This window comes from Halorussus salinus (assembly GCF_004765815.2).
Lineage (GTDB): Archaea > Halobacteriota > Halobacteria > Halobacteriales > Haladaptataceae > Halorussus > Halorussus salinus.
On the sequence record NZ_SBIS02000012.1, the window covers coordinates 61,874 to 80,812 of the forward strand.

Below are 18,939 nucleotides of genomic sequence, written 5' to 3' on the forward strand. Positions count from 1 at the left end.
GGGAAATCAGGTCCGAGAAACATGAGCGATAGTCATGATGACCCCCACTATGAACGTCATAACGACTAACGTGGATAGCGACACTCTATCCGCCGAGAAAGACGTTAGAATCGACTCAAAAGAAACCAGTACTCCTGCTAAGGCTCTTCAGGTCGGGAAGCTCCAAGCCTCAGAGCAAGTTTCCGACCTCGCCCGAGGAGTCGCTGAAATCTACATAAAGGCAGATGGCACTGCTCTAGAGAACTCCCGAACCGGTTGGGACAATCTCCGAGAGAACCTCAAACGCCAAGCCAAGCGAGCGGACGACGATGAAGTCGTCGTTCCGTTCGTTCAGTACGACGACGCGGAAAAGCTGACCGAGGCGAACGCCGCAGAGATTGCGAAGTTGGAAACGACCTACGGAGATATCGTCTCGGTCCCGTTGATGACTTCGCTGGTAAACGAAGCGGATGACGGTGATGGACTGTCTAACGAGACAGTTGCGACCATCGTCGAGAACGCACAGACCTTCCTGAAAGCGGTCGGGAAACTGGATATCCAAAAGCCAGTGATGGGCGTTATCCCGCCCGTCAGTAAGGAGTGTACGAAGGCCCTACTTGAACTGTACGTCGACCACGACCTCCCGGCCTACTGCGTCGACTTCAACAGGCGGTCGCCGATGGCGAGAACTCAACTCGACTTCATCGACAAGCCGCTGATGGAGACTCTGGAGACGTACGGCATGCGGGAAAGCAGTCTGCTGTACGCGGTTAACGCAGACGAAAGTCGTCGAGTTACCGAGAACCACGAAACGCCCGGCGCGCTGTACGCCTACACGCTCGGCTTCGACATCGTCGGCGACGTTCACCTCCCTCCGCGGCTTCCGCCAGAAGTCTTCGAGGACATGGAAGAGACGACCGACCTCCGACTGTTCAACGCGGACACGCTCTCAGTGGTAGAGGTTCCGCTGAGGGACCTCGACTCGTTCCTCCCCGACGAGGCAGAAATCCCGGTCGGCCGCGTCCGCCAGCGCGTCAACAGCAACGCCGACGAGAGGTTCCGCTTCGAGAAGCTCATCAACGCCGAACTGATCGCGTTGTACCTCGACGCGGGCGGCGGCGTCGATGCGCAGGAAATCTTCACTGCGCTTAGAGGAGGGTCGGCCATGCAGGACTCCGACCTCGAGCGTGTCCGTGAAGTCGCCAGCGACGTAACACCGTAGAAGAGAAGGGCAGTTCGCGCGGCAGAATCTCTATTTTTCGCAGGCACCAATTGCGGCTCGTCGTTCGTGAGCAATCGTCGAGAGTGTTTCACCACAGTCGGGGCAAATATCGTATTCGGGAAGTGAACCAGTAAAGTCAAGCCGGATTTCTGCGGCTTTGTGCCACGCTGAATCTTCCTGCCGCCAGAGAAGTGCCTGCGTGTCGGGTCCCGGTGCAGTTACCAAATATTGTTCATCGTCAGCTTCGACACGGAGTTTTGGTCCGTAATAGGTCATTAGCCGTTGAACGACTTTCACGAAATCAGGAACATTGATGTCTTCAAAATTGGAAACGACTGTAGTGATTTTGAGTTCATCATTACGTTCTGCCCGTACTAAAACGCGCTTCGTTTCTGGATTCGTTTTTGGATTACCATCTACAGAATCGACTTTTACGGCCATGTAAGTCCTTAGCAATGCATAGACTAGAAAGTGTTGTGGTTGCGGCGACTAACTAACTTGGTTCTGGGAGTTCGGACTTTATTGAAGAACGTTGTTAATACGCTCTGGGGAGGAGAGTGTTAGCGAACCCTCGATATTTCCTCGCTCCTCATGTTCCTCAACCCACTCAACGGCCAAATCTATCTCGTCCTCGGGTACCACGAGAACTCGTTTGAATCCGCGAGTCCGGAAGTCACGGAGTTGTTTCAGAGCATGCTGTTCGTCGTCTGCGATTCCTTCCATCGTCTCAGCCTCAACGATGAGATTTGACGAGGTAGAGTCGATGGAAATGAGGTCCGGGATACCATCGACATTATCGATTATGCCTTCTGGGCTACTTGCTTCTGCTCCGCTTGGATCGATGTGGTGGACATAGAGATTAGCACTCTCGCTGGTTGCCTCCTTCACCTCGTAGAAGGTATCACGAAGTACGTCTTTGTGGTCGGATTCGCTTCCGAACAACAGGCTACCTAATGTCGCACCGCCCGCGGCTCCGGCTGGACCAGCGATAAGTCCTTCAATTACGCCTCCGATTGCACCACCGCTAAGTTGCTCTTTCTTCTTATCGTCCATGTACTGCATTCTATGTTTCTATGGTGTCAAAAACCATTGCCTAGCAGAGTGAAAGTGAAAGTGGATTCAATGAGTGGACTTTCAAATAGGAAATCTGGATAACAGCGTTCTAATATACCTTCGGGAGAAATATGATTTTGCTATAAAACTAGTGATCTATTGATGAATGGGAGTAAAATTACTGAGATTGCTGGAAGAATAACTAGGCCAACCAGAACCATGTAGCCCTGTTGAACCTGCTTTTGTTTTTCTCTAATTAGTTCTTGGTTTTTGTCTATTTTCACAGCTTTCTCATTAATAGTGCGTTTTTGAACTCCGCTAAGATGCTCCTCTGCTTTTTCAAGGAGATATTTCGAAATAGACTCACTGTCTGATTGTTCTCTTGAAGAGAGGCTACGCTTTAGTTTGTAGCCACTTATGACGAGCGGACCTTGGTAAAGGACATAGAGAAGTCCAATCAAAGTTAGTGGGACAATTATGGTCCAAAGCGCAGCAACGAATGATTCGTGGATAGAAAAAGAGCCTAATTTTGGGAAGTTCATTGAGAATAGTAACGAGTACAGAACCGTTATGAGAGTTCCTGTAAGGTAGATTCTGTCGATCTGCCGGTCTATGCGATTGAGAGTTTTCTCTTGGCGCTTAATTTCCGTATCGGCTTCCCGCTGGAGAATCTCATCCCACGCCTCTGAACTCTTCAACCCTAGCTTTTCTTCGACTTGTCTATCACTACTGTCTTCAATTTCGCTCTGCTGTTCCTCGGTGTCTTCTATTTTCTCTACCGTCTCTGGTTCTTTTTCATCTGTCTTCTCAACCATTTTGGCGCATATAAAACTGATGGGAATTGGACTTGAGCTTTTCTATACAGCGAAGAATATTACGACTCATCTTCTAAATCGTTCGCCAGCGAGATACTGCCGACCTTTCCCTACTCACTCTCAGGCAGAACGTCGCTTAGCTCTTCAATCAACACTCCGAAAGCCTCCAGACTCTCTTCTCCAATTTTCTCTTCGTCGTACTCCCCGCTCGCAACCCGTCCGCAGATGGTCTCCGCGATATCGCCCTTATCGAAGCCGCCCTCTTGGAGTTCACCCTGCTCGATTTCCTGCAGCTTCGCTTTCACCGCCTCGGGTATCGTTCGATACTCGTCGCCGGTCGCTTGGACCAAGTCGTCCGGGTCCACATCGTCGGGATACTTCTCGGCGACGACTTCGCAGAAAATCTCGGCGGGAAGCAGGTCCTCGATTTCGACTGGCGTCTCTTCGTCTACGCCGTCCAGCACGTCGCTCACGAGAACGATGCTGTCCTCGTCCACACCCTTCTCGACTAGCGTCTCCTTGTGAGATTTTGCGTCCTCGGCATCGTCATCATCGAGGAGGACGGCGTAGTCGTACCCCTCCGCGTTGAGGAACCGGACCATGTACTCGGTCTTGGAACCGTCCACGTCCACGAGGCTGGTCTGGTAGCCGACGGTAGTGTCTTCGCCCTGTCGGCGGAAGTACTCGCTGAAGGTCTTGAGATAGAGCTTGTCGGTGAAGCCCTCGACGAGGACGTTCTTGGTACTGCCGAACAGCGAACCGGAGATGTCCCCGCCGAGACTTTGGCGGACGGGTGCGAGAACATCGAGGTCGGGTTTTCGGCAGTAAAATATCTATTGTTTCAGCTCTTCTCGATTCCGATCTACCCAGTCATATGTTTCTTTTAAACCGATATGGTCAACTGGCAGGTCATTCTCCAGCAACCATTTTGCATGATTGCCTACTCCCCGATTTCTGTTGAGTGATGTTGAGAGAATAGAGTCAGTTTTAACAAGGTGACGTGCAAGGAAAAATGTACCATCGAACATCTCTCCACAAACCGGACATTCGAAGGATTGGTTAGTACCAATATATTCAAACGTCTTTGTTCCATTCGATTCCTCTACTTCGATACCTAAATGGTCTGCATTCATCACGTCTGCGATTAAATATCCTATGCGCCTATTTGAACGGAGAACACGCTTCGCAGCGAGAATTCTCTGAAATAGTTCATTTTCTGTTAAAACACGTTGTTCATCATGGAGTAGAACTTGTACAAGATTCTCGTCAAAATAGAAGAATTCAGACTCTGGGAAGTATGAAGAATCATATTCCCCTATGAAAACGGGGTCTAACCGTCTTTTTAGGACTAAACAAACAAATTCCTCTAGTTGATCTGCTTTTTGATGCACATTTTCGATCGGGGTTCCTTCGTGGACAAGACCATTCCGAGAACCATACAGAGTACCGATTTCCTTAGGAAGATCTTCTGTAACTTCTGGATGCCCTCTACCTAAGGTATTGCGTAACAACTCAACGATTGCATCGACAATATCCCCATGGTCTTCATTATGCGAGCCAAGTTCATTTGCAAGAAATGTGCTAATTTTCCCTTTCATGGCCGTTGATGAGATGTTATCTACAACTGCTTCACGAGCCGTCTCAATTTCATCATCCCTCACTCCTGGCTCATTCAATAAGTCCCGTTTGACAAATCGTTCTACTTCCTCAGAAATTATATCTGCGGCATCCTGGGTTAATTCGGATTGAATAGCGCTACGAGCCTCCTTTATTGCCCGTTTTGCTTCTCTTTTAAGGTTTTTTGAGACGGTGGGATCTCCTACGTTGTATTTGTCAGAAAGGATTTCTAAAGCAAGCCAGAACGAGAGGAATCGGTCAGTAGGATTCTCTCGAGAGAGTCCAGAGGAATACCAACGCATTGCATTCTTGGTGGATTCATCAAAGTCAGTAGCCTTGAAATTCTCATAGAGATCAACAATGAACTCTGCCCACGCTTTTGGGTAATTGAAGGTTCCACCAGTCGCAGTAACTTGTACGGTCTTATCCTGTCTATACGGTTTATGAGGAGGCCCTGTGACTACACCTTTACCAGAAACGAATGAAAATAATTCACCAAGATTTGTTGCTTCCTTGTACATTTCCTGTTTCTTCTCATCCACTTCATCTGTATTTGCAGAAAACTCGGCAAGAATTTCATAATCTGGATCGCTGTCAGAGTCACCGCTTCCAGTAACCTTTCGAATGGTTAGATTCGAGGTTTGAACGTTCGGCAACTGGAAATCCGGTGCTAGCCTTAACGGGATACGGACTCCGTATGGATTGGACATATTATTATGGTAAAGTAATCCCTCATACAAAAAGGCAGCTAAGACAAAGAACTGGAAAAAGCCTACTCTTAGGAAAGGACTCAAGTGTCCCAGTTGTAACAGCTACTTTGGAATTAAGACCGAAGACGATCTGAAGGAGTACGCCGACAGCTCAAAAGTCGGATGCCGAGTATCGCAGACCGGAAGTACGGAATTCGGCGAGCGGCGTAGGACTGGGATGGGGAGATCGAGTCGTCTGAGGATGCAGATTTGCTGTAGTTTGGTTAATCGAGTTGACTGTCTAATTCCTCTTGGAGTACCTCGCGAACGTCCGACTTCGTCAGATGGCCCCAGTCCTCCTCGTCTACTTCATTGAGATAGAAATCAATTGCTTCACGGATGAGGTCGGTCGCGTTCCATCGTTCATACGGTGTGGTACGCTCCTGTGCCAACTCGTTCAATCTCACTGCTCTATCCAAGCGGACAGCGACCTCGAAAACGCTACTCTGGTCCTGACTGGGCGGTGATGGACACATTCTACCTCCATCTACCAAGACCAGTTAAAAAGTTGCTTGGTTAGATGCTTCGACTCGACGCGTCAAGCGTCCCGCTGAGTTCTCCAATCAAAGCAGTAAAGACTTCGAGCGTCTCACTACCGAGTTCTCCTTCGCACATCTTCGCCATGTAATAACGGTAGAAAAGAATATATATTAAAGTTGGCTAGAGGATACGGAGAAATAGAACCATCTTATTGAGCCATTCCTTGAATCTTCGTTATCAACTCTTCTAATTCATCCGGGACCTCCTCCGGTTCGGCGTGCCTTGCGATCATCCAGCCATGTTCCGTCTCGTCATAGGACTTCTTCCCGTCGGTGAATTTGTCGAACAGGTCCTTCATCACGCTCTTGCCGTTCGGGCGGTCTTCGTTCTCGGTAATAAAGGCCTCAACCTCGTCCACATCAAAGTTGAACGCAGAAGAGATCGCATTAGGCATCTGGAGGAGATAAGACTCTATACAGTAGTCGTTCAGGACCTCAACGTTCCCCGAGTCTACGGCCTCACGCAGTTTTTCTGCCTTTTCTTCGGGTTCTTGGTCATCGGAGTCTGCGACAAAGAGGTAAGGAGTACGCATGTGTCCAAGGAGATTCCCGAGCTCCGCACCGTGTTCTCGCATCCGGTCACCACCGAGGGCGTGTACGCTAACTCCTAAATCTGCCAGTGAATGGTACTCATCCGAATCCGCAGCGAGTATTTCGGAGAATTCGTTGAGAATTTCCTGATCTGACCGCCCCTCGACGAAGACGACGACATCTGATTGATAGAGTTCGCTCTTATCGTAGCCAAGTGACTCAAGAAGGTCGTCTATCCCCTCTTCATTGATTGTCTGGATACTAGTATCTACGTTACGCTTTACTGCGATGATATTGTCCGTATCCGTTCGGTCTACAAAGGCATCAGAGTGAGTCGATACAAGGACTTGAGGTCCTCCTTCAGAAGCGATATCCTGCAAAAGGTCGTATATTGCTTGTTGAGCATTTGGATGGATATGAAGTTCCGGTTCCTCTACAAGAAGAATGTCACTGTTCTCTGCCATGACTAACTTTGTTATAAGTGTCAGGACATCCTTCGAGCCTGCTGAAATTTCTGACAAAGAAAACCCACTTGGATACCCCTTTTCGTCCACCATTATGGTTGTACGATTTGCCGAAACAAAGGGAGTACGTAGTCCTGTAACTCCTTCCATAATTTCAACAAAAGCGTTTTCAACGCTCGAAAACCTGTCAGGATAATTTCTGAACATCGTGTCCACAACTTGGACTAAATTCTCTCCTGATTGTTTGAGGTGATCAGCCCGTTCTGTAACCATCTCGTTTTCTGGTTCTCGAAAGGCAGTAGCAAGCTGCCACTCTTTTGCTGAATCTTTCACAAGAGGTTGCACGACGTTATCTGCGCGATCTCCATTCCCAGACTCATTTATCTCTTTAGGGGGAAGTTCAGAGTACGTGATTGAATCAAATCTGTCACCGTCCCTCCGTACCAAATCTGTCCATTTTCCGTCTATTAGTGTACTCCAACTAAACGATCCACTTTCTGACTCAGTCGCTGTAACCTGAACTCGAACCTTTTCAAAAGAACCCGTATCTGTAATAAAATTTATGTATGCTTCCCCAACTCCACGATCTTGTAGCCTTTGTATCACCGACCTCTTTTCTTCCCGGTTTAAATCCAATTGCAATTTGACCATCAGTTCTTCTGCACTCTTCTGCTGGTTTAATCTAGAACTCCAACTCGGCCTTCCATAGTTCTCGTTCCAGTGGCCCGCAAAATCTACAATTGCCTTTATTATGTTGGATTTCCCTACGTTGTTCTTCCCGATTATAGTATTAAAGGGACCAAACTCTACCTCTGCTGATTTGATACTCCGATAGTTCTTGAATTGAATCTTGTCGATTTGCATGGGTCACTCGTTGTCTAGCTTGCTTGCATTAAGATCACCAGCGAGATACTGCCGACCCCTCTCCATGATTCGGAAGTAAGAAGTGTAGTTCTCATCTCGAGCTATGAATCCGCGAGCCTCCAATTCATCCAATGCTCTCTTTATCGTCTGATAAGCGGGGTCCAACTCATTATCTAAAACCCCGATTGGCACGGCAATATCGTGGTCTTCCAAGAACTCTAAAACGGGGTCTGTAGCGGAGTTCATCCACTGTCCCCGTTTTCTTCGTGCCATTGGCAGGAAGTGAACCAGACAATACTTACGGGGTTTGGTTTGTCCCAATGATGATAGTTTAAAGAACCAGAATTGGACTCTAAACTACCAAGGTATAAATGGATGGTATCTAAATGTAGATGTCACGGAAGCAAAACGCGGACCCGTCACTCCTCGATGGGTCCACTCGAAAACAATGCGGACCCCGATGCTAGGGACATCGGGTCCGCGTGAGCCTCCGTAAACAGGCTACGGAAGCCATGTACGCAAACACGACGACGGGACTTGAAACTCCCGCACGACGACGCGCATCGACTTCGAACAACTCGCTCGCTGGCACGCGCTCCAGTTTCACTTTCGCCGAACTATCGACTCTTCTTCAAGTGGCATCTACGAGTAGCGCCGGGTCCATGCCAGACCGACAGCCCCCCGCGAACCGAGGTGACGCCCGATGAACGACGCCGACCTCGAACTACTCGAAGACGCGCTTCACGAACTCCGGAGCGATAACCCCGGTAAAGTCGAAAGCGCGAAAGCGAATCTGGAGTTGGTTGTCGAACGCTACGGAGGTGACGCCTGATGACGACCGCCGTCATCTCCATCGACGACCTCTGCGACCAGCTCCGAGACCTCCAAGCGAAGAAGCGCGCCGACGACGAGGAACCCGTCGTCGTCATCGGCGACCTCGTGGGCGAGTACGAACTCCTCGCCGCCGACGAATCGGAACACGACATGCTACAGGTCGGTGATGGCGGGTTCTCGCCCGACACCTTCGCCGACTCCGCGGGCACGGCCGCGCTCCAGAATGCCGACGCGTCGATGCTACACACGCTCGTCGTCGCCGAGTCGGACCTCTCCGAGGGCGCACGCGCGATGCTCCACGGCGAGGAGACCGACGACGGCGACGATGACGACGACGGCCAGATGCGACTCGTGACCGACGGCGGTGTCCAGTTCGCCGACCTCCACGCCTTCGAGCGCGACCTGCTGTACGCGGTCCGCGCGCTGGAGCGCGACGGCGACGCCCCGAAGGGCCTCGCCGTGAAGGAACTCCTCGAAACCGAGTACGACGAGGAGTTGAACCACTCGCGGCTCTACCAGAATCTCGACGGTCTCGTCGAGTGCGACCTACTGGAGAAGGGCAAGAAGGACAACCGGACCAACGAGTACGGGACGACCGACGAGGGGCGCGACCTGCTTGAAGCGTGTACCGAACGTCGGATGAACGCGGTCGATCTCGATGTTGACGACGACCCGTCCGAGATCGTCACCGACGATGGGCTTCCGAATCACGAGGACGTGGGGAGCGCGCAGTGCCAGATGCCGGAGTGCGACAGGATGGACGATGTGAAGACGTGCAAGGACCCCTCCGCGAATCTGTTGTACGTGTGTGGCGACTGTCGCTCGGAGGTTGCTGTTTTAGAGGTCGTCTCCGACGAGACTGTTCCGGGCGTTAAGGCCGACGTTCTGCTGGAGGACGAAGCATGAGCCTGCCCGACATCGAGTGTCCGGAGTGCGACTACAGCGAGAAGATCCAGCCGGGGAAGCAGATGCTGAACCCGAGGCTTCGGGACTGTCCCGAGTGTGGCGCGAGCGGCTTGGAGGTGAATCGATGAGTACCGATGAGTCCGGGAGCCAACTCGGCGGCGTTCTCTGCCAGCGGTGCGGGCAGTACTGGCCGCCGATCATCCTTGACTTCGCAAACGGGTGTCCTGAGTGCGGCACGGATCCGCGCTGTGACCACGAGAACGTTCGGCGCGTCGGTCGCTCGGACGCCGTGGGTAATCCCGTCATCGAAGAGCAGTGCGTCGATTGTGACGGCTCTCTCGATGCGGAGGGAGACGCGTGAGCGAGAATCGTACGTGCAACTACGACGCCGACGGCACGTTCCGCCAACTCCGGAACAAATCGACCGGCGAAACGTTCGAGCGCGACGACCTCCGACTGCTGACGCCCGCCGGTCCGTATCAGGACCTCCGGAGCGATCACCGGGAGGGGTCGGCTTGAGAAACCGCTCTGCTGGTGGACTGAAGCGAATCCCGACGACGGTCGAGCGAGACTACTCCTCGTCTTGCTCAAGCAGTCGTTGGATAACGTCGTCGAACGTGTCACCCGGCGCTTTCCGACCGTTCAGTTCCTGCCACGTCTCGGTGCTGACCTGTATCGAAGTCACGTCGTCGCTCATTGTCGGAGCAATCGGCGCTGTAGGATATGGGTTTTTGGATGAGGTCAGGAACTGGAGTGCTATAGGACAACAGAACTATAGAATCTGAATAATAGGACTATAGTGCTATGGCAGAAATGACAACCGTGTCCGTCTCAACGGACACATGGAAACGGCTGAATCGTGCGAAAGAACCGGGCGAGTCGTTCGATGACGTACTCCAGCGACTGATGCGCGAGGAGGGGTCGGCATGAACGCCAGCGCCGGAGTTCGCTTCGCGGACCTCCACGCGTTCGAGCGAGATCTCCTGTACGCGGTCCGCGCGTTGGAGCGCGATGGCGACGCCCCGAAGGGCCTCGCCGTGAAGGACCACCTCGAAACCGAGTACGACGGGGAGATCAACCATTCGCGGCTCTACCAGAATCTCGACGGTCTCGCGGAACGCGGTCTTCTCCGGAAGGGCAAGAAGGACGACCGCACCAACGAGTACGGGACCACGGACACTGCCGAGCAACTTCTCGAAGCGCATGCGGAGCGCCGCGCGGAGGCGGTCGGCCTGCACGGAGGTGACCGAGCGTGACCCACGCTATCGAGGAGGTCGGCCCGGACCTTACTGAGGCGATTCCCGAGACGTTCGACGTGTGCGACAACTGCGGAACGCCGACGATCAAGTTGTCGAGCCATACGTGTCCGGATCCGGATACCGTAGACGAGCCGACGCGCGAGGATCTCGACGCCCGCATCAAGAACGATCCCTACCCGGCACGGGAAACCGTACTCGTTATTCGCTCGACGGGCAGGCGGTCGTACGCCTATCACGAAACCAACGACTCCGACGACCCACTCTGCCCGGTCAATCACGACGGACTGACGGAACTCGCCCGTGGTGACGCCCAAGACGAGCGGTATGCGCCGTGTCAGTTCTGCCAGCGGATTCGCCGCGCGAACGGGGAGGTGGCCGACCGATGAGTATCACCGTGACTCTGGAAGACGGCGAATGTCCCGCCTGCAAGTCACCAATTTGTGCTATCACCGCCAACAGCCCGACAGAACATACAACCCTGCGGGTGTACACTCCCCGCTGGTGCCACGACCAGTTCCGGAGGTGACGGTCGATGACTTCGTCTCGCTCACCCACTAAGGCGGCGGACCTCACCAGCTATAAACGCGATCTCCTGCTTGCGGCCTACCGGGCGAACCAAGCGAACGAGACGCCGGTTGGTGCGGACGTGATGGACGAACTGGAAGCGCTCGGCCAGACCAACACCGAGGGCGGCCAGTTCTATCCGCGGCTCAACGAATTGGTTGAGGCCGGGTTCCTCACCAAGAGCGACCACCCGGACGACGCGCGTGGATTCACGTGTAGTCTCACCGAGGAGGGTCGGATGATTCTTGGGCAGTTGTTCGTACGGAACGCTGACTCATTAGACATCGACATCCCCGAGTCCGATCTGCCTGTGGAGTCGCCACAGTCCGGCCTTCGACTGCACGGGCGACCACGCGGATAGCCCGAACACCCCCTGTTCGTCTTTCGCGCGCCCACGCCCGGCTAGCGGTATCGCCATCGAACCAGCCAACCCACACCCCCGGAGAATTCATGTCCACCGACACCCCCACTATGGAAGCAGGCCCCGAACAGCTTGACGAACTCATCGCACAACGTATCGAAGACGCAACCGCCAGCTTACGGGAACAGATTGCCGACCTCGAACGCGAAGTCGAAAATCTCCGCGACGAACTCGCCGAGGAACGCGACGCACGACGGAAGGCTGAAGCAAAGCTTGCAGACATCGACGAGACAGTCACCAACGAATACGACGCACGACTCAGCGCGCTCGAAGCGAAGGCAAACGGCACACGGTCGATGATTGCGGAACTCCAATCCCGCGAGTTGGAGAAAAGCGCACACCTCGCGTACGAGAACGTCGAACCGAACATCATGGATGAACTTCTGGATGTGGATGGCGAACAGGTCGAACGCATTACGAAAGACGATGGGAACCACTACGCCCGACTGCCCGGCGAGGAGGTCGCACTCAATCGCGGCGGTAGGGTTGCGCACTCGACGGCCGACTTGCTACCGATCCAGCGACTTGCTCGCTACGATGATGAGATGCTGGCGGGCGTCACCAATCGTAAGCCCGACGAGCTTGCGGCGAAGGCGTGGCGGGAGCGTGACGACCCCGGCCGGTATAACCTCTGGACGAGCGGGAGTAGTGGCTGGCGCGTATACCTCAAATCCTCCGACCTCGCAGACTGGATTCGCGCGAACGAGGAGGGCGTCTCGAAAAGCTACGCGCAAGAATTGGCGCGGCGGACGCTCAACGCGATGACGGAGTTGAGCAAGCATCGACTCATCGAGACGCAGAAAACACGTCGGGCGGATGGTCTCACCTATAAGGAGAACGTCGTGGTGTTGACCGAGGAGGCCGACCTACCGGGCGAGCCGTCGCTTGGCGAGACCGACAGTCCGGCCACAGACGAGGTGGCCGGATAACGGCGTGGCCGGACCCCACACACCCCGAGAGGGACACCTCTCTAACCCAAACTAGCACGGTCGGCCGCAGTCTGGATCCGTCACGACATGTAGCCACCCCAAACGGTGGCTCCTCGTGGCGGTGGCATGGTACGCTTACTGGTACGTCTATCAGTTCCAGCGGTGTCCAGCGGTAACCATGGAGAGGGTGAGGGAGCAGTTCGACCGCCAACAGCGTCTGTGGCCGGAGCGAAACAAGCCCGAGCGAGATTCAATGGCGCGTCGAAACGTATTCGCAGGCTCTGTAGCGGTTACGGCGCTTCTGACGAAATCAGGGATGTTACGATCTAGTACGCTCTATCGTTCATCTATATCCGCTGCTCGGAGTGTCTTATCGATGTTGTGAGTAGGACAGTCGATAGCGAGTTGGTAAGCTCGACATTTAACCACTCTTATTAGCGTCTGGACTCTCCCTTAGGGATAAGCGTGTCCTTGGTAAGGACGAAAGTCTAAGTTCAAATCCTGGCCGGGGCTCTTTTTGCGAAGGAAACGGCGCAGATTTCCGTGTATCCGAGCGATTACTGCTCGAACTGTGAACGTTCACACTGAATCCGGGGACTATCACCAGAAACTACCCATCGTTTTATATCCATTAGATTTTTATATGGAATAACAATATAAATAACATAAATGATACAGAAGTATATTGACTCTGATTTTAGTGGACTCTTTGGGAACGGAGTATTCATGCGGTTGTTTTTCGGCCGGGTCGTTACAGACGTCGGGGATAGTTTGTATTTTATCGGATCAATGTGGATTGTATTTGAATTGACGGGCTCGGCGTTCTACACGGGAGTGGCCACCGCGCTAATGCGGATCCCGGACATCCTCACCGTATTCATCGGACCGCTCATAGATCGCTGGCAACTGCGCCGAATCCTGCTGAGCACGCAACTCATCAATGGTGTCGCCGTATTGCTCGTTCCGCTTGCAGCGCTAACGGGCCATCTCTCCGTGTGGCTAGTCCTGTTTCTCATCCCGCTGCTGAAGTTCATCAATGGATTCGTCTATCCTGCTCAGAACGCGGCCCTCCCTCGGCTCGTTGAAGAAGATGAACTCACGCGGGCGAACTCGCTGTTTTCGACGTCCCTGCGAACGGTCGATATGATCGCCAACGCGGCCGCTGGGGCACTTATCGCAATTATCGGCGCAGTCGCTCTCTTCGTCGTCAACTCCGTCACGTTCGCTGTTGCAGCGCTCATGTTCATCGGCGTTACCGTTCCAAAGAAAAACCGAAAAGACGACGCTGAAACCGAAGACACCACGGACGATGGAACTACAAACGAGAGCGGATATCTCGTCGAATTCAGGGAGGGGATCGACTACGTTCGTGGGTCGGCGCTTCCAGCGGTGCTCTTCGGGATGATGGTGAATAATTTGGCCGCTGTCGCAGTGACCGCAATTCTGCCAGCGTTTGCCGATTCGATTGGTGGACCGGCGGTATATGGCTTGCTGACCGCGGCGATAGGTGCCGGAGGTCTCGTCGGGGCGGCCAGTGCATTTCTTGTCGAGGATCTTCCGTTCGGCTGGGTAGCGGCCGCAGCACACTTCTCGTCGGGAGCGCTGATTCTCGTGGCGGTCGCCGTGCCTGGGGTGTGGGCTACCGCACTACTGGTATTTATCGCTACGATCCCGACCGGCATGTGTAACGTGCTGTTCTTTTCGATGGTCCAGTCGACAGTCGACAATACGCTGCTCGGTCGAGTTACGTCACTCGTCAGTGGTGCCCTTTCGATGATGGCACCTGCTGGTGGACTGCTCGGTGGAGCCCTCGGTAGCGCGGTTGGCAACGTGATGGCACTGTATGGAGTCGGCATTACCATTGGACTCATCGGCATCTACTATCTTCTTCATCCGCAACTCAACGCTCTCTCACCAGTCACCGAAATTAACGAGGCGCAACTTGGGTTGAAACAACCCGATTAGCTTCCAGCCGTGTCGTAGATGAGAATCGTGATATCGCCCGAGGTATGGTTCTCGTACGGCTGATTCACCCAGTTGGAGTTCGGGGGAACGTTCCAAAACGACCATTTTGAGGCATCCTCGGATCGAAGCTATCACGGACGACAGTATCGTCGGTTGCTGCTATGACTCTTTCTCCCACTCTCGCCGAAGTAACCCGTACTGAATCCCGTCTCGATACTCGCCGTCAATAAACTCTGTTTCGCGTTTCCGTCCTTCCTCGGTGAATCCGAATGCTTCGGCGAGACGCTGAATTGGGACGTTGTGGTCGTAGGTTTCCATATATATTCCGTGTGGATTGAATGTCCGGAAAATGTAATCGATCACGAGTCCCAAGGATTCTTTGGCGTAACCCTGGTTTTGGTGATCGGGTAGGATCCACCCCTGGAGTTCTGGGCGGGTCGCGTTGACGTTTACCACGTCGATTGCGCCGATGGATATCACCTCGTCCGCCGAGGGATAACCGGACTCCGTGTCGTCATGATTGAGACAGATGAGGAAGTTGGCATTATCTTGGTTTTCAATGTGCCCTTCGAGTACCTCTTCCATCTGCTGGCGATTGCGGTGCATGGAGATGCCGAGTGGATAGCGAAGTTCCGGATTGGCGTGGGCCAGTTGAAGGAACTCGGCATCTTCACGCTCAACTGTCCACAACGAGACTCGCTCACCGTTTTCGACGATTCGACCTGGCATAAACCTGAAGTTGTATACATTACGTAAATATTTTTCTTCTGTATCATATATTTACTACTTCACAAATTACTCTATTATCCGCAATATTTAACTTCTTTAGTTACATTTAGTGATTTAGGACTCTATGAAAACAGATAAATCAACAACGTTAGAGAAACCGGAGAAAGTCCTGTCCCGCCGGCCAAGGACAGAGGCTAGCGGAACGTTCGACGTAGGAGCGAACCGACCGCTTCGAGGTAGTCACGTGACTGAAATCCGGACAAGAGCCAGCGATACTGTCGATCATCAGACGGTGACAGCATGACGATTCTCGTCGAACCAAATACCGGATGTAACCTCGGTTGTACGTATTGTTATGAGGAACCGGATCGGCAACACTCCCAGGCGGACATCGACGCGGAGTACGACATCGAGAAGATGATGGACCGTCTGGAACAGTTCAGTGAAAAATACTCTGAGGTCCCGTCGCTGTTCGGTGGCGAGCCGCTGTTGATGCGGAACGAGCACATCGAGCAGATATTCGAGTGGATCTATCAGGAGTACGATCTTGAAGAGACCGGCCGATACACTCAGATCCAGACCAACGGGACCCTCATCGAAGACGAACACATCGAGATGTTCGAAAAGTATAGGGTCCATGTTGGGATCTCCTGTGACGGGCCTCCCGGCCTCAACGATCTTCGCCTAGCACGTTCCGAGGTAGATGGCGAAATGCGTGACGTCACCGAGACGATGACCGAGCGGACCCTCGACGCAATTGATCGTCTTAAGAAGACCGACGTACCCGTCGGCATTATCACCGTTCTCACCACACAAAACGCCGGTACCGACGAGAAGTTCGAACAGCTCCTCGATTGGATGGACGACCTCACACAGCACGGCATCCACGGTCACTTCAATCCTGCAATCCCCTACGAGGACATCCAAGAGGACCAGTCGCTGAGTCCCGAGCGACTCAAAGAGGTGTACCTCCGGAGTTGGGAGTGGTTCAAGGCTGAGCCCTACCATCAGTGGGGTCCGATGACCAATTACATAGACAACCTGCTCGGCAACCACCTCAAATACTGCATAAACGACAAGTGCGACCCGTTCAACGCGGCCGGTGCAAAGGTTATCAAGGGGGACGGGGCCACGAGCGGTTGCGGGAAGACGTGGTCGGGTGTTGGTGACGGGAGCGCATTCTTGCAGGGTGATTCCACCGGTAATGAGTACAACAACACCGAGGAGCGCTACGAGATGCTCAAGCAGGTCCCGGGTCCCCATACCGAGGGAGAAGAAGACCAAGGGGGGTGCAAGGGCTGCCGGTACTGGAATGTCTGTACCGGCGGCTGTCCGGCGGCGGGAATGGACTACGACTACCGGAACCGGACGAGAGATTGTGAGGCGAAGTACGCCCTTTACAAGCAGATCGAAGAGGACGTGCGCGCGATGTTCCCCGGAATCAGGTTGATTACGGACGCCCCGTGGGATGCTCCCCTAGCCGACTTGACCATTACTAACGACGTCGACATCATGCCGTTTGCCGGGATGCACCACAGTCAGGCGGAAGATCCGAACGTGGTTGGCGGCTCTCACGACGCTCCCAGTGTTGAGGAGATTGCCTACCGGGAGAACAGAGAAGAATGACGTCGATCACCAACGACCGTACCCGAATTCGAGGTTCTAATCGCTCACAATGATGCTTGATCCTTCTCGAGACGAACCGGACGTTTCGCTCAACCTCCCAGAGGTCTCCAAACATAACTGGAAGGATCTGGAGATTCGTGATGTCTGGGACGATCCACTCGAATCGTTCGTTGAGGGCCGACGCAAGGTCGCCCAACGGGCGCTCCTAGATGAAGACCACTCACGGAAAACCCTCCGTCGACTCGTTCCGACGGAACGGGCATCGGACATCGTCGCGGACATGAGCGAAGAGATCGATGTCGCACGAGCGGTGGATGACAACGAGACAACTCTCGTGTTGACGTCTCCAGATTGCGCTGTCGACCCGGAGATGTTATTGGACGGGGACGTCGATCCCCTCGATCAGATGAAATACCGGGGCGTTCCGGATTGCTGTGCGACTGCCTACAACCAACACCGAGCAAGTGGACATCACGATCCCATCGTAGCAATCGCCCGGAATACGCCGAGTACGGAGGAACGTGGCGGCGAACTCGTCGTCGAAGATCCCCACTCGATCCTTAACCCGATCTGGGCCTACCAAGGATGGAGTTTCGTCGACTTCTACCCGTGTTCGTTTGAGTGCAATCGCGCACGCGAGATCGCCAGTGAAACCGGACGGCTATTCCGAGAAATCGGAAGAGGTGAGGCCGCAGAAGCCACCTACGAGTTTCTCACCGAACCCACGTACTGGTCCGGGTATCACGGCCTCGCCCACGTCAAGAACAGCTGGTGCATCGGCGAGTACAACACTGACGATTACTGGAAAGAAGAGGTCGTCCGATTCAACGGATACCACGACGAAGCCGGTGACGTCTCCTCGATCGACTTCAATAGCTGACCGATCAGTCAGGGTCGCTCCTTCCCCACTATTGCGTGGCGAAATTAATAGTATAAGATATAATTTAATATAAGAATTTATTAGGAAAGAGTACATATTGTGTGATGGCATGTCGATGCTACAAGACAGCGCGTTTGACGAGACGCACAGTGAGGATACCGACTTTGAGCCCATGGAAGCGCAGTACACTAACATCACCGACGACTAACGTCAACGACGAACCGAGATAGCCGGAATTCACTGGATTCCGTCCACAAGCTATCACATATTTTGTGTTAAGACCTGAAGGGCACTGTCTAGTTAGCGCGGTTTGAGAAGCGAGCAGGCTATGCGGTTGGTTGGAATGAAATTCGTGAACCCGCTCAGAGAGACGTTAGACACGGCTACGCTTAAATGTTGGCAGTGTGAGCGGACGGTGACGCGGCGACGCTCTCGCGGCCTCAGCAGAAACAGGAGCAGACCGTCCCGACCCACGACAACTACTACCGGCTGTCCCTGCTCATCTGTGAGACCGCCTACGACCCCCACGAGTTCTCACGGACGACCATCGAGGGCGGGGTGGCGGACCTCATCGACATGGAGGACGCACAGGCCGCGCACGAGCGGTGGCTGTTGTCCGACGTGACCACCGCGTTCAACGAATCGATGTATTGCCCGTACACTTCGTTGAAGTTCCACACGCTGCTCGTGGCGGCGCTACTCGACAACTACCGCGCCGGTCACGAGTTCGCTGACCTCCGGCCCATCGTGGACTCGGCAGGTAAGGTAATCCCGTTTCGGACCGTTCACCGCTTCGCGCTCCGCCTTGACGAGAACACGGATGGAAATCCGTCGGCCCGACTCGGGAGTCGCCCGTGGCGGTCGTGGGCGTCAGCGTGGAACCGCCTGACTGCGCACCTACTCGATACCGGACACGACAAATACAATATGACTCTCGATGCGAACTTGAGGCGAATGCAGTCCTGAAGCGCGGCGCTCCAGTACATCAAGGAC

The 18,939-nt window shown here is 53.6% G+C and carries 23 protein-coding genes and 1 pseudogene; 15 read left to right on the plus strand and 9 right to left on the minus strand.

Going from position 1 to position 18,939, the window contains the following annotated elements; genetic code table 11:
• Positions 1–49: 49 nt before the first annotated feature.
• Entirely contained in the window at positions 50–1,201 is a 1,152-nt protein-coding gene (locus tag EPL00_RS21250; protein ID WP_135855205.1) for a hypothetical protein, read from the plus strand.
• A 30-nt stretch (positions 1,202–1,231) separates the two neighbouring features.
• On the opposite strand, the gene EPL00_RS21255 is transcribed toward EPL00_RS21250, so the two are convergent.
• The 7 genes from EPL00_RS21255 to EPL00_RS21285 all read right to left on the minus strand — a co-directional run bounded on the left by EPL00_RS21255 (position 1,232) and on the right by EPL00_RS21285 (position 8,079).
• The gene (locus EPL00_RS21255; RefSeq protein WP_135855206.1) at positions 1,232–1,642 is read right to left on the minus strand and encodes a hypothetical protein; all 411 of its coding nucleotides are present in this window, start codon (positions 1,640–1,642) and stop codon (positions 1,232–1,234) included.
• A gap of 78 nt (positions 1,643–1,720) precedes the next feature.
• The gene (locus tag EPL00_RS21260; RefSeq protein ID WP_135855207.1) at positions 1,721–2,254 is read right to left on the minus strand and encodes a hypothetical protein; all 534 of its coding nucleotides are present in this window, start codon (positions 2,252–2,254) and stop codon (positions 1,721–1,723) included.
• Between the two features lie 140 nt (positions 2,255–2,394).
• Positions 2,395–3,069 (minus strand): 6TM ABC transporter family protein, encoded by a 675-nt coding sequence (locus EPL00_RS21265; protein WP_135855208.1) that lies wholly within the window; start codon positions 3,067–3,069, stop codon positions 2,395–2,397.
• A gap of 110 nt (positions 3,070–3,179) precedes the next feature.
• On the minus strand, positions 3,180–3,902 hold the full coding sequence (locus tag EPL00_RS21270) for a TOPRIM nucleotidyl transferase/hydrolase domain-containing protein (protein ID WP_368407958.1): 723 nt from the start codon (positions 3,900–3,902) through the stop codon (positions 3,180–3,182).
• A complete protein-coding gene (locus EPL00_RS21275) occupies positions 3,903–5,396 on the minus strand; it encodes a HEPN domain-containing protein (protein WP_135855210.1) in 1,494 nt (497 codons plus the stop codon).
• Positions 5,397–6,123: 727 nt separating this feature from the next.
• A complete protein-coding gene (locus EPL00_RS21280; protein ID WP_135855211.1) occupies positions 6,124–7,833 on the minus strand; it encodes an ATP-dependent nuclease in 1,710 nt (569 codons plus the stop codon).
• A gap of 3 nt (positions 7,834–7,836) precedes the next feature.
• Complete coding sequence (locus tag EPL00_RS21285; protein ID WP_135855212.1) at positions 7,837–8,079, minus strand: phenylalanine--tRNA ligase subunit alpha; 243 nt, start codon at positions 8,077–8,079, stop codon at positions 7,837–7,839.
• Between the two features lie 457 nt (positions 8,080–8,536).
• On the opposite strand from EPL00_RS21285, the gene EPL00_RS24125 reads away from it, so the two are divergent.
• The 5 genes from EPL00_RS24125 to EPL00_RS21300 are packed head-to-tail and all read left to right on the plus strand — an operon-like array spanning position 8,537 to position 10,092.
• Entirely contained in the window at positions 8,537–8,665 is a 129-nt protein-coding gene (locus EPL00_RS24125) for a hypothetical protein (RefSeq protein WP_274381015.1), read from the plus strand.
• A complete protein-coding gene (locus EPL00_RS24210) occupies positions 8,665–9,573 on the plus strand; it encodes a helix-turn-helix transcriptional regulator (RefSeq protein ID WP_135855213.1) in 909 nt (302 codons plus the stop codon). Before EPL00_RS24125 ends, EPL00_RS24210 begins: the two co-directional genes overlap by 1 nt.
• On the plus strand, positions 9,570–9,701 hold the full coding sequence (locus tag EPL00_RS24130; RefSeq protein WP_274381016.1) for a hypothetical protein: 132 nt from the start codon (positions 9,570–9,572) through the stop codon (positions 9,699–9,701). Before EPL00_RS24210 ends, EPL00_RS24130 begins: the two co-directional genes overlap by 4 nt.
• Positions 9,698–9,934 (plus strand): hypothetical protein, encoded by a 237-nt coding sequence (locus EPL00_RS21295; protein WP_135855214.1) that lies wholly within the window; start codon positions 9,698–9,700, stop codon positions 9,932–9,934. Before EPL00_RS24130 ends, EPL00_RS21295 begins: the two co-directional genes overlap by 4 nt.
• On the plus strand, positions 9,931–10,092 hold the full coding sequence (locus EPL00_RS21300; RefSeq protein WP_162224298.1) for a hypothetical protein: 162 nt from the start codon (positions 9,931–9,933) through the stop codon (positions 10,090–10,092). The genes EPL00_RS21295 and EPL00_RS21300 overlap by 4 nt, the downstream gene beginning before the upstream one ends.
• Before the next feature lie 52 nt (positions 10,093–10,144).
• On the opposite strand, the gene EPL00_RS23910 is transcribed toward EPL00_RS21300, so the two are convergent.
• On the minus strand, positions 10,145–10,270 hold the full coding sequence (locus EPL00_RS23910) for an antitoxin VapB family protein (RefSeq protein WP_238398280.1): 126 nt from the start codon (positions 10,268–10,270) through the stop codon (positions 10,145–10,147).
• A 107-nt stretch (positions 10,271–10,377) separates the two neighbouring features.
• Between EPL00_RS23910 and EPL00_RS21305 the strand changes: the two genes are divergently transcribed.
• From EPL00_RS21305 to EPL00_RS21330, 6 genes are all read left to right on the plus strand, one after another.
• The gene (locus EPL00_RS21305) at positions 10,378–10,503 is read left to right on the plus strand and encodes a DUF7557 family protein (RefSeq protein WP_135855215.1); all 126 of its coding nucleotides are present in this window, start codon (positions 10,378–10,380) and stop codon (positions 10,501–10,503) included.
• Complete coding sequence (locus EPL00_RS21310; protein WP_135855216.1) at positions 10,500–10,829, plus strand: helix-turn-helix transcriptional regulator; 330 nt, start codon at positions 10,500–10,502, stop codon at positions 10,827–10,829. Before EPL00_RS21305 ends, EPL00_RS21310 begins: the two co-directional genes overlap by 4 nt.
• Positions 10,826–11,218 (plus strand): hypothetical protein, encoded by a 393-nt coding sequence (locus EPL00_RS21315; protein ID WP_135855217.1) that lies wholly within the window; start codon positions 10,826–10,828, stop codon positions 11,216–11,218. Before EPL00_RS21310 ends, EPL00_RS21315 begins: the two co-directional genes overlap by 4 nt.
• A gap of 146 nt (positions 11,219–11,364) precedes the next feature.
• Positions 11,365–11,757, plus strand: a complete 393-nt coding sequence (locus EPL00_RS21320) for a helix-turn-helix domain-containing protein (protein ID WP_135855218.1) — start codon at positions 11,365–11,367, stop codon at positions 11,755–11,757.
• 89 nt (positions 11,758–11,846) lie between these two features.
• On the plus strand, positions 11,847–12,746 hold the full coding sequence (locus EPL00_RS21325) for a hypothetical protein (RefSeq protein WP_135855219.1): 900 nt from the start codon (positions 11,847–11,849) through the stop codon (positions 12,744–12,746).
• A gap of 669 nt (positions 12,747–13,415) precedes the next feature.
• The gene (locus EPL00_RS21330; protein ID WP_135855220.1) at positions 13,416–14,711 is read left to right on the plus strand and encodes an MFS transporter; all 1,296 of its coding nucleotides are present in this window, start codon (positions 13,416–13,418) and stop codon (positions 14,709–14,711) included.
• A 159-nt stretch (positions 14,712–14,870) separates the two neighbouring features.
• Here EPL00_RS21330 and EPL00_RS21335 read toward each other — a convergent pair whose 3' ends face one another.
• Positions 14,871–15,440, minus strand: coding sequence for a GNAT family N-acetyltransferase (locus EPL00_RS21335; RefSeq protein WP_135855221.1), 570 nt, complete (start codon positions 15,438–15,440; stop codon positions 14,871–14,873).
• 300 nt (positions 15,441–15,740) lie between these two features.
• Here EPL00_RS21335 and EPL00_RS21340 point away from each other — a divergent pair, with 300 nt between their 5' ends.
• The 3 genes and pseudogenes from EPL00_RS21340 to EPL00_RS21350 form a co-directional block, all read left to right on the plus strand.
• Positions 15,741–17,066 (plus strand): radical SAM protein, encoded by a 1,326-nt coding sequence (locus tag EPL00_RS21340; protein ID WP_135855222.1) that lies wholly within the window; start codon positions 15,741–15,743, stop codon positions 17,064–17,066.
• A 49-nt stretch (positions 17,067–17,115) separates the two neighbouring features.
• On the plus strand, positions 17,116–17,946 hold the full coding sequence (locus EPL00_RS21345; protein WP_135855223.1) for a hypothetical protein: 831 nt from the start codon (positions 17,116–17,118) through the stop codon (positions 17,944–17,946).
• 408 nt (positions 17,947–18,354) lie between these two features.
• Positions 18,355–18,912, plus strand: a pseudogene (locus EPL00_RS21350) (hypothetical protein); the annotation flags it as partial.
• Positions 18,913–18,939: the final 27 nt, after the last annotated feature.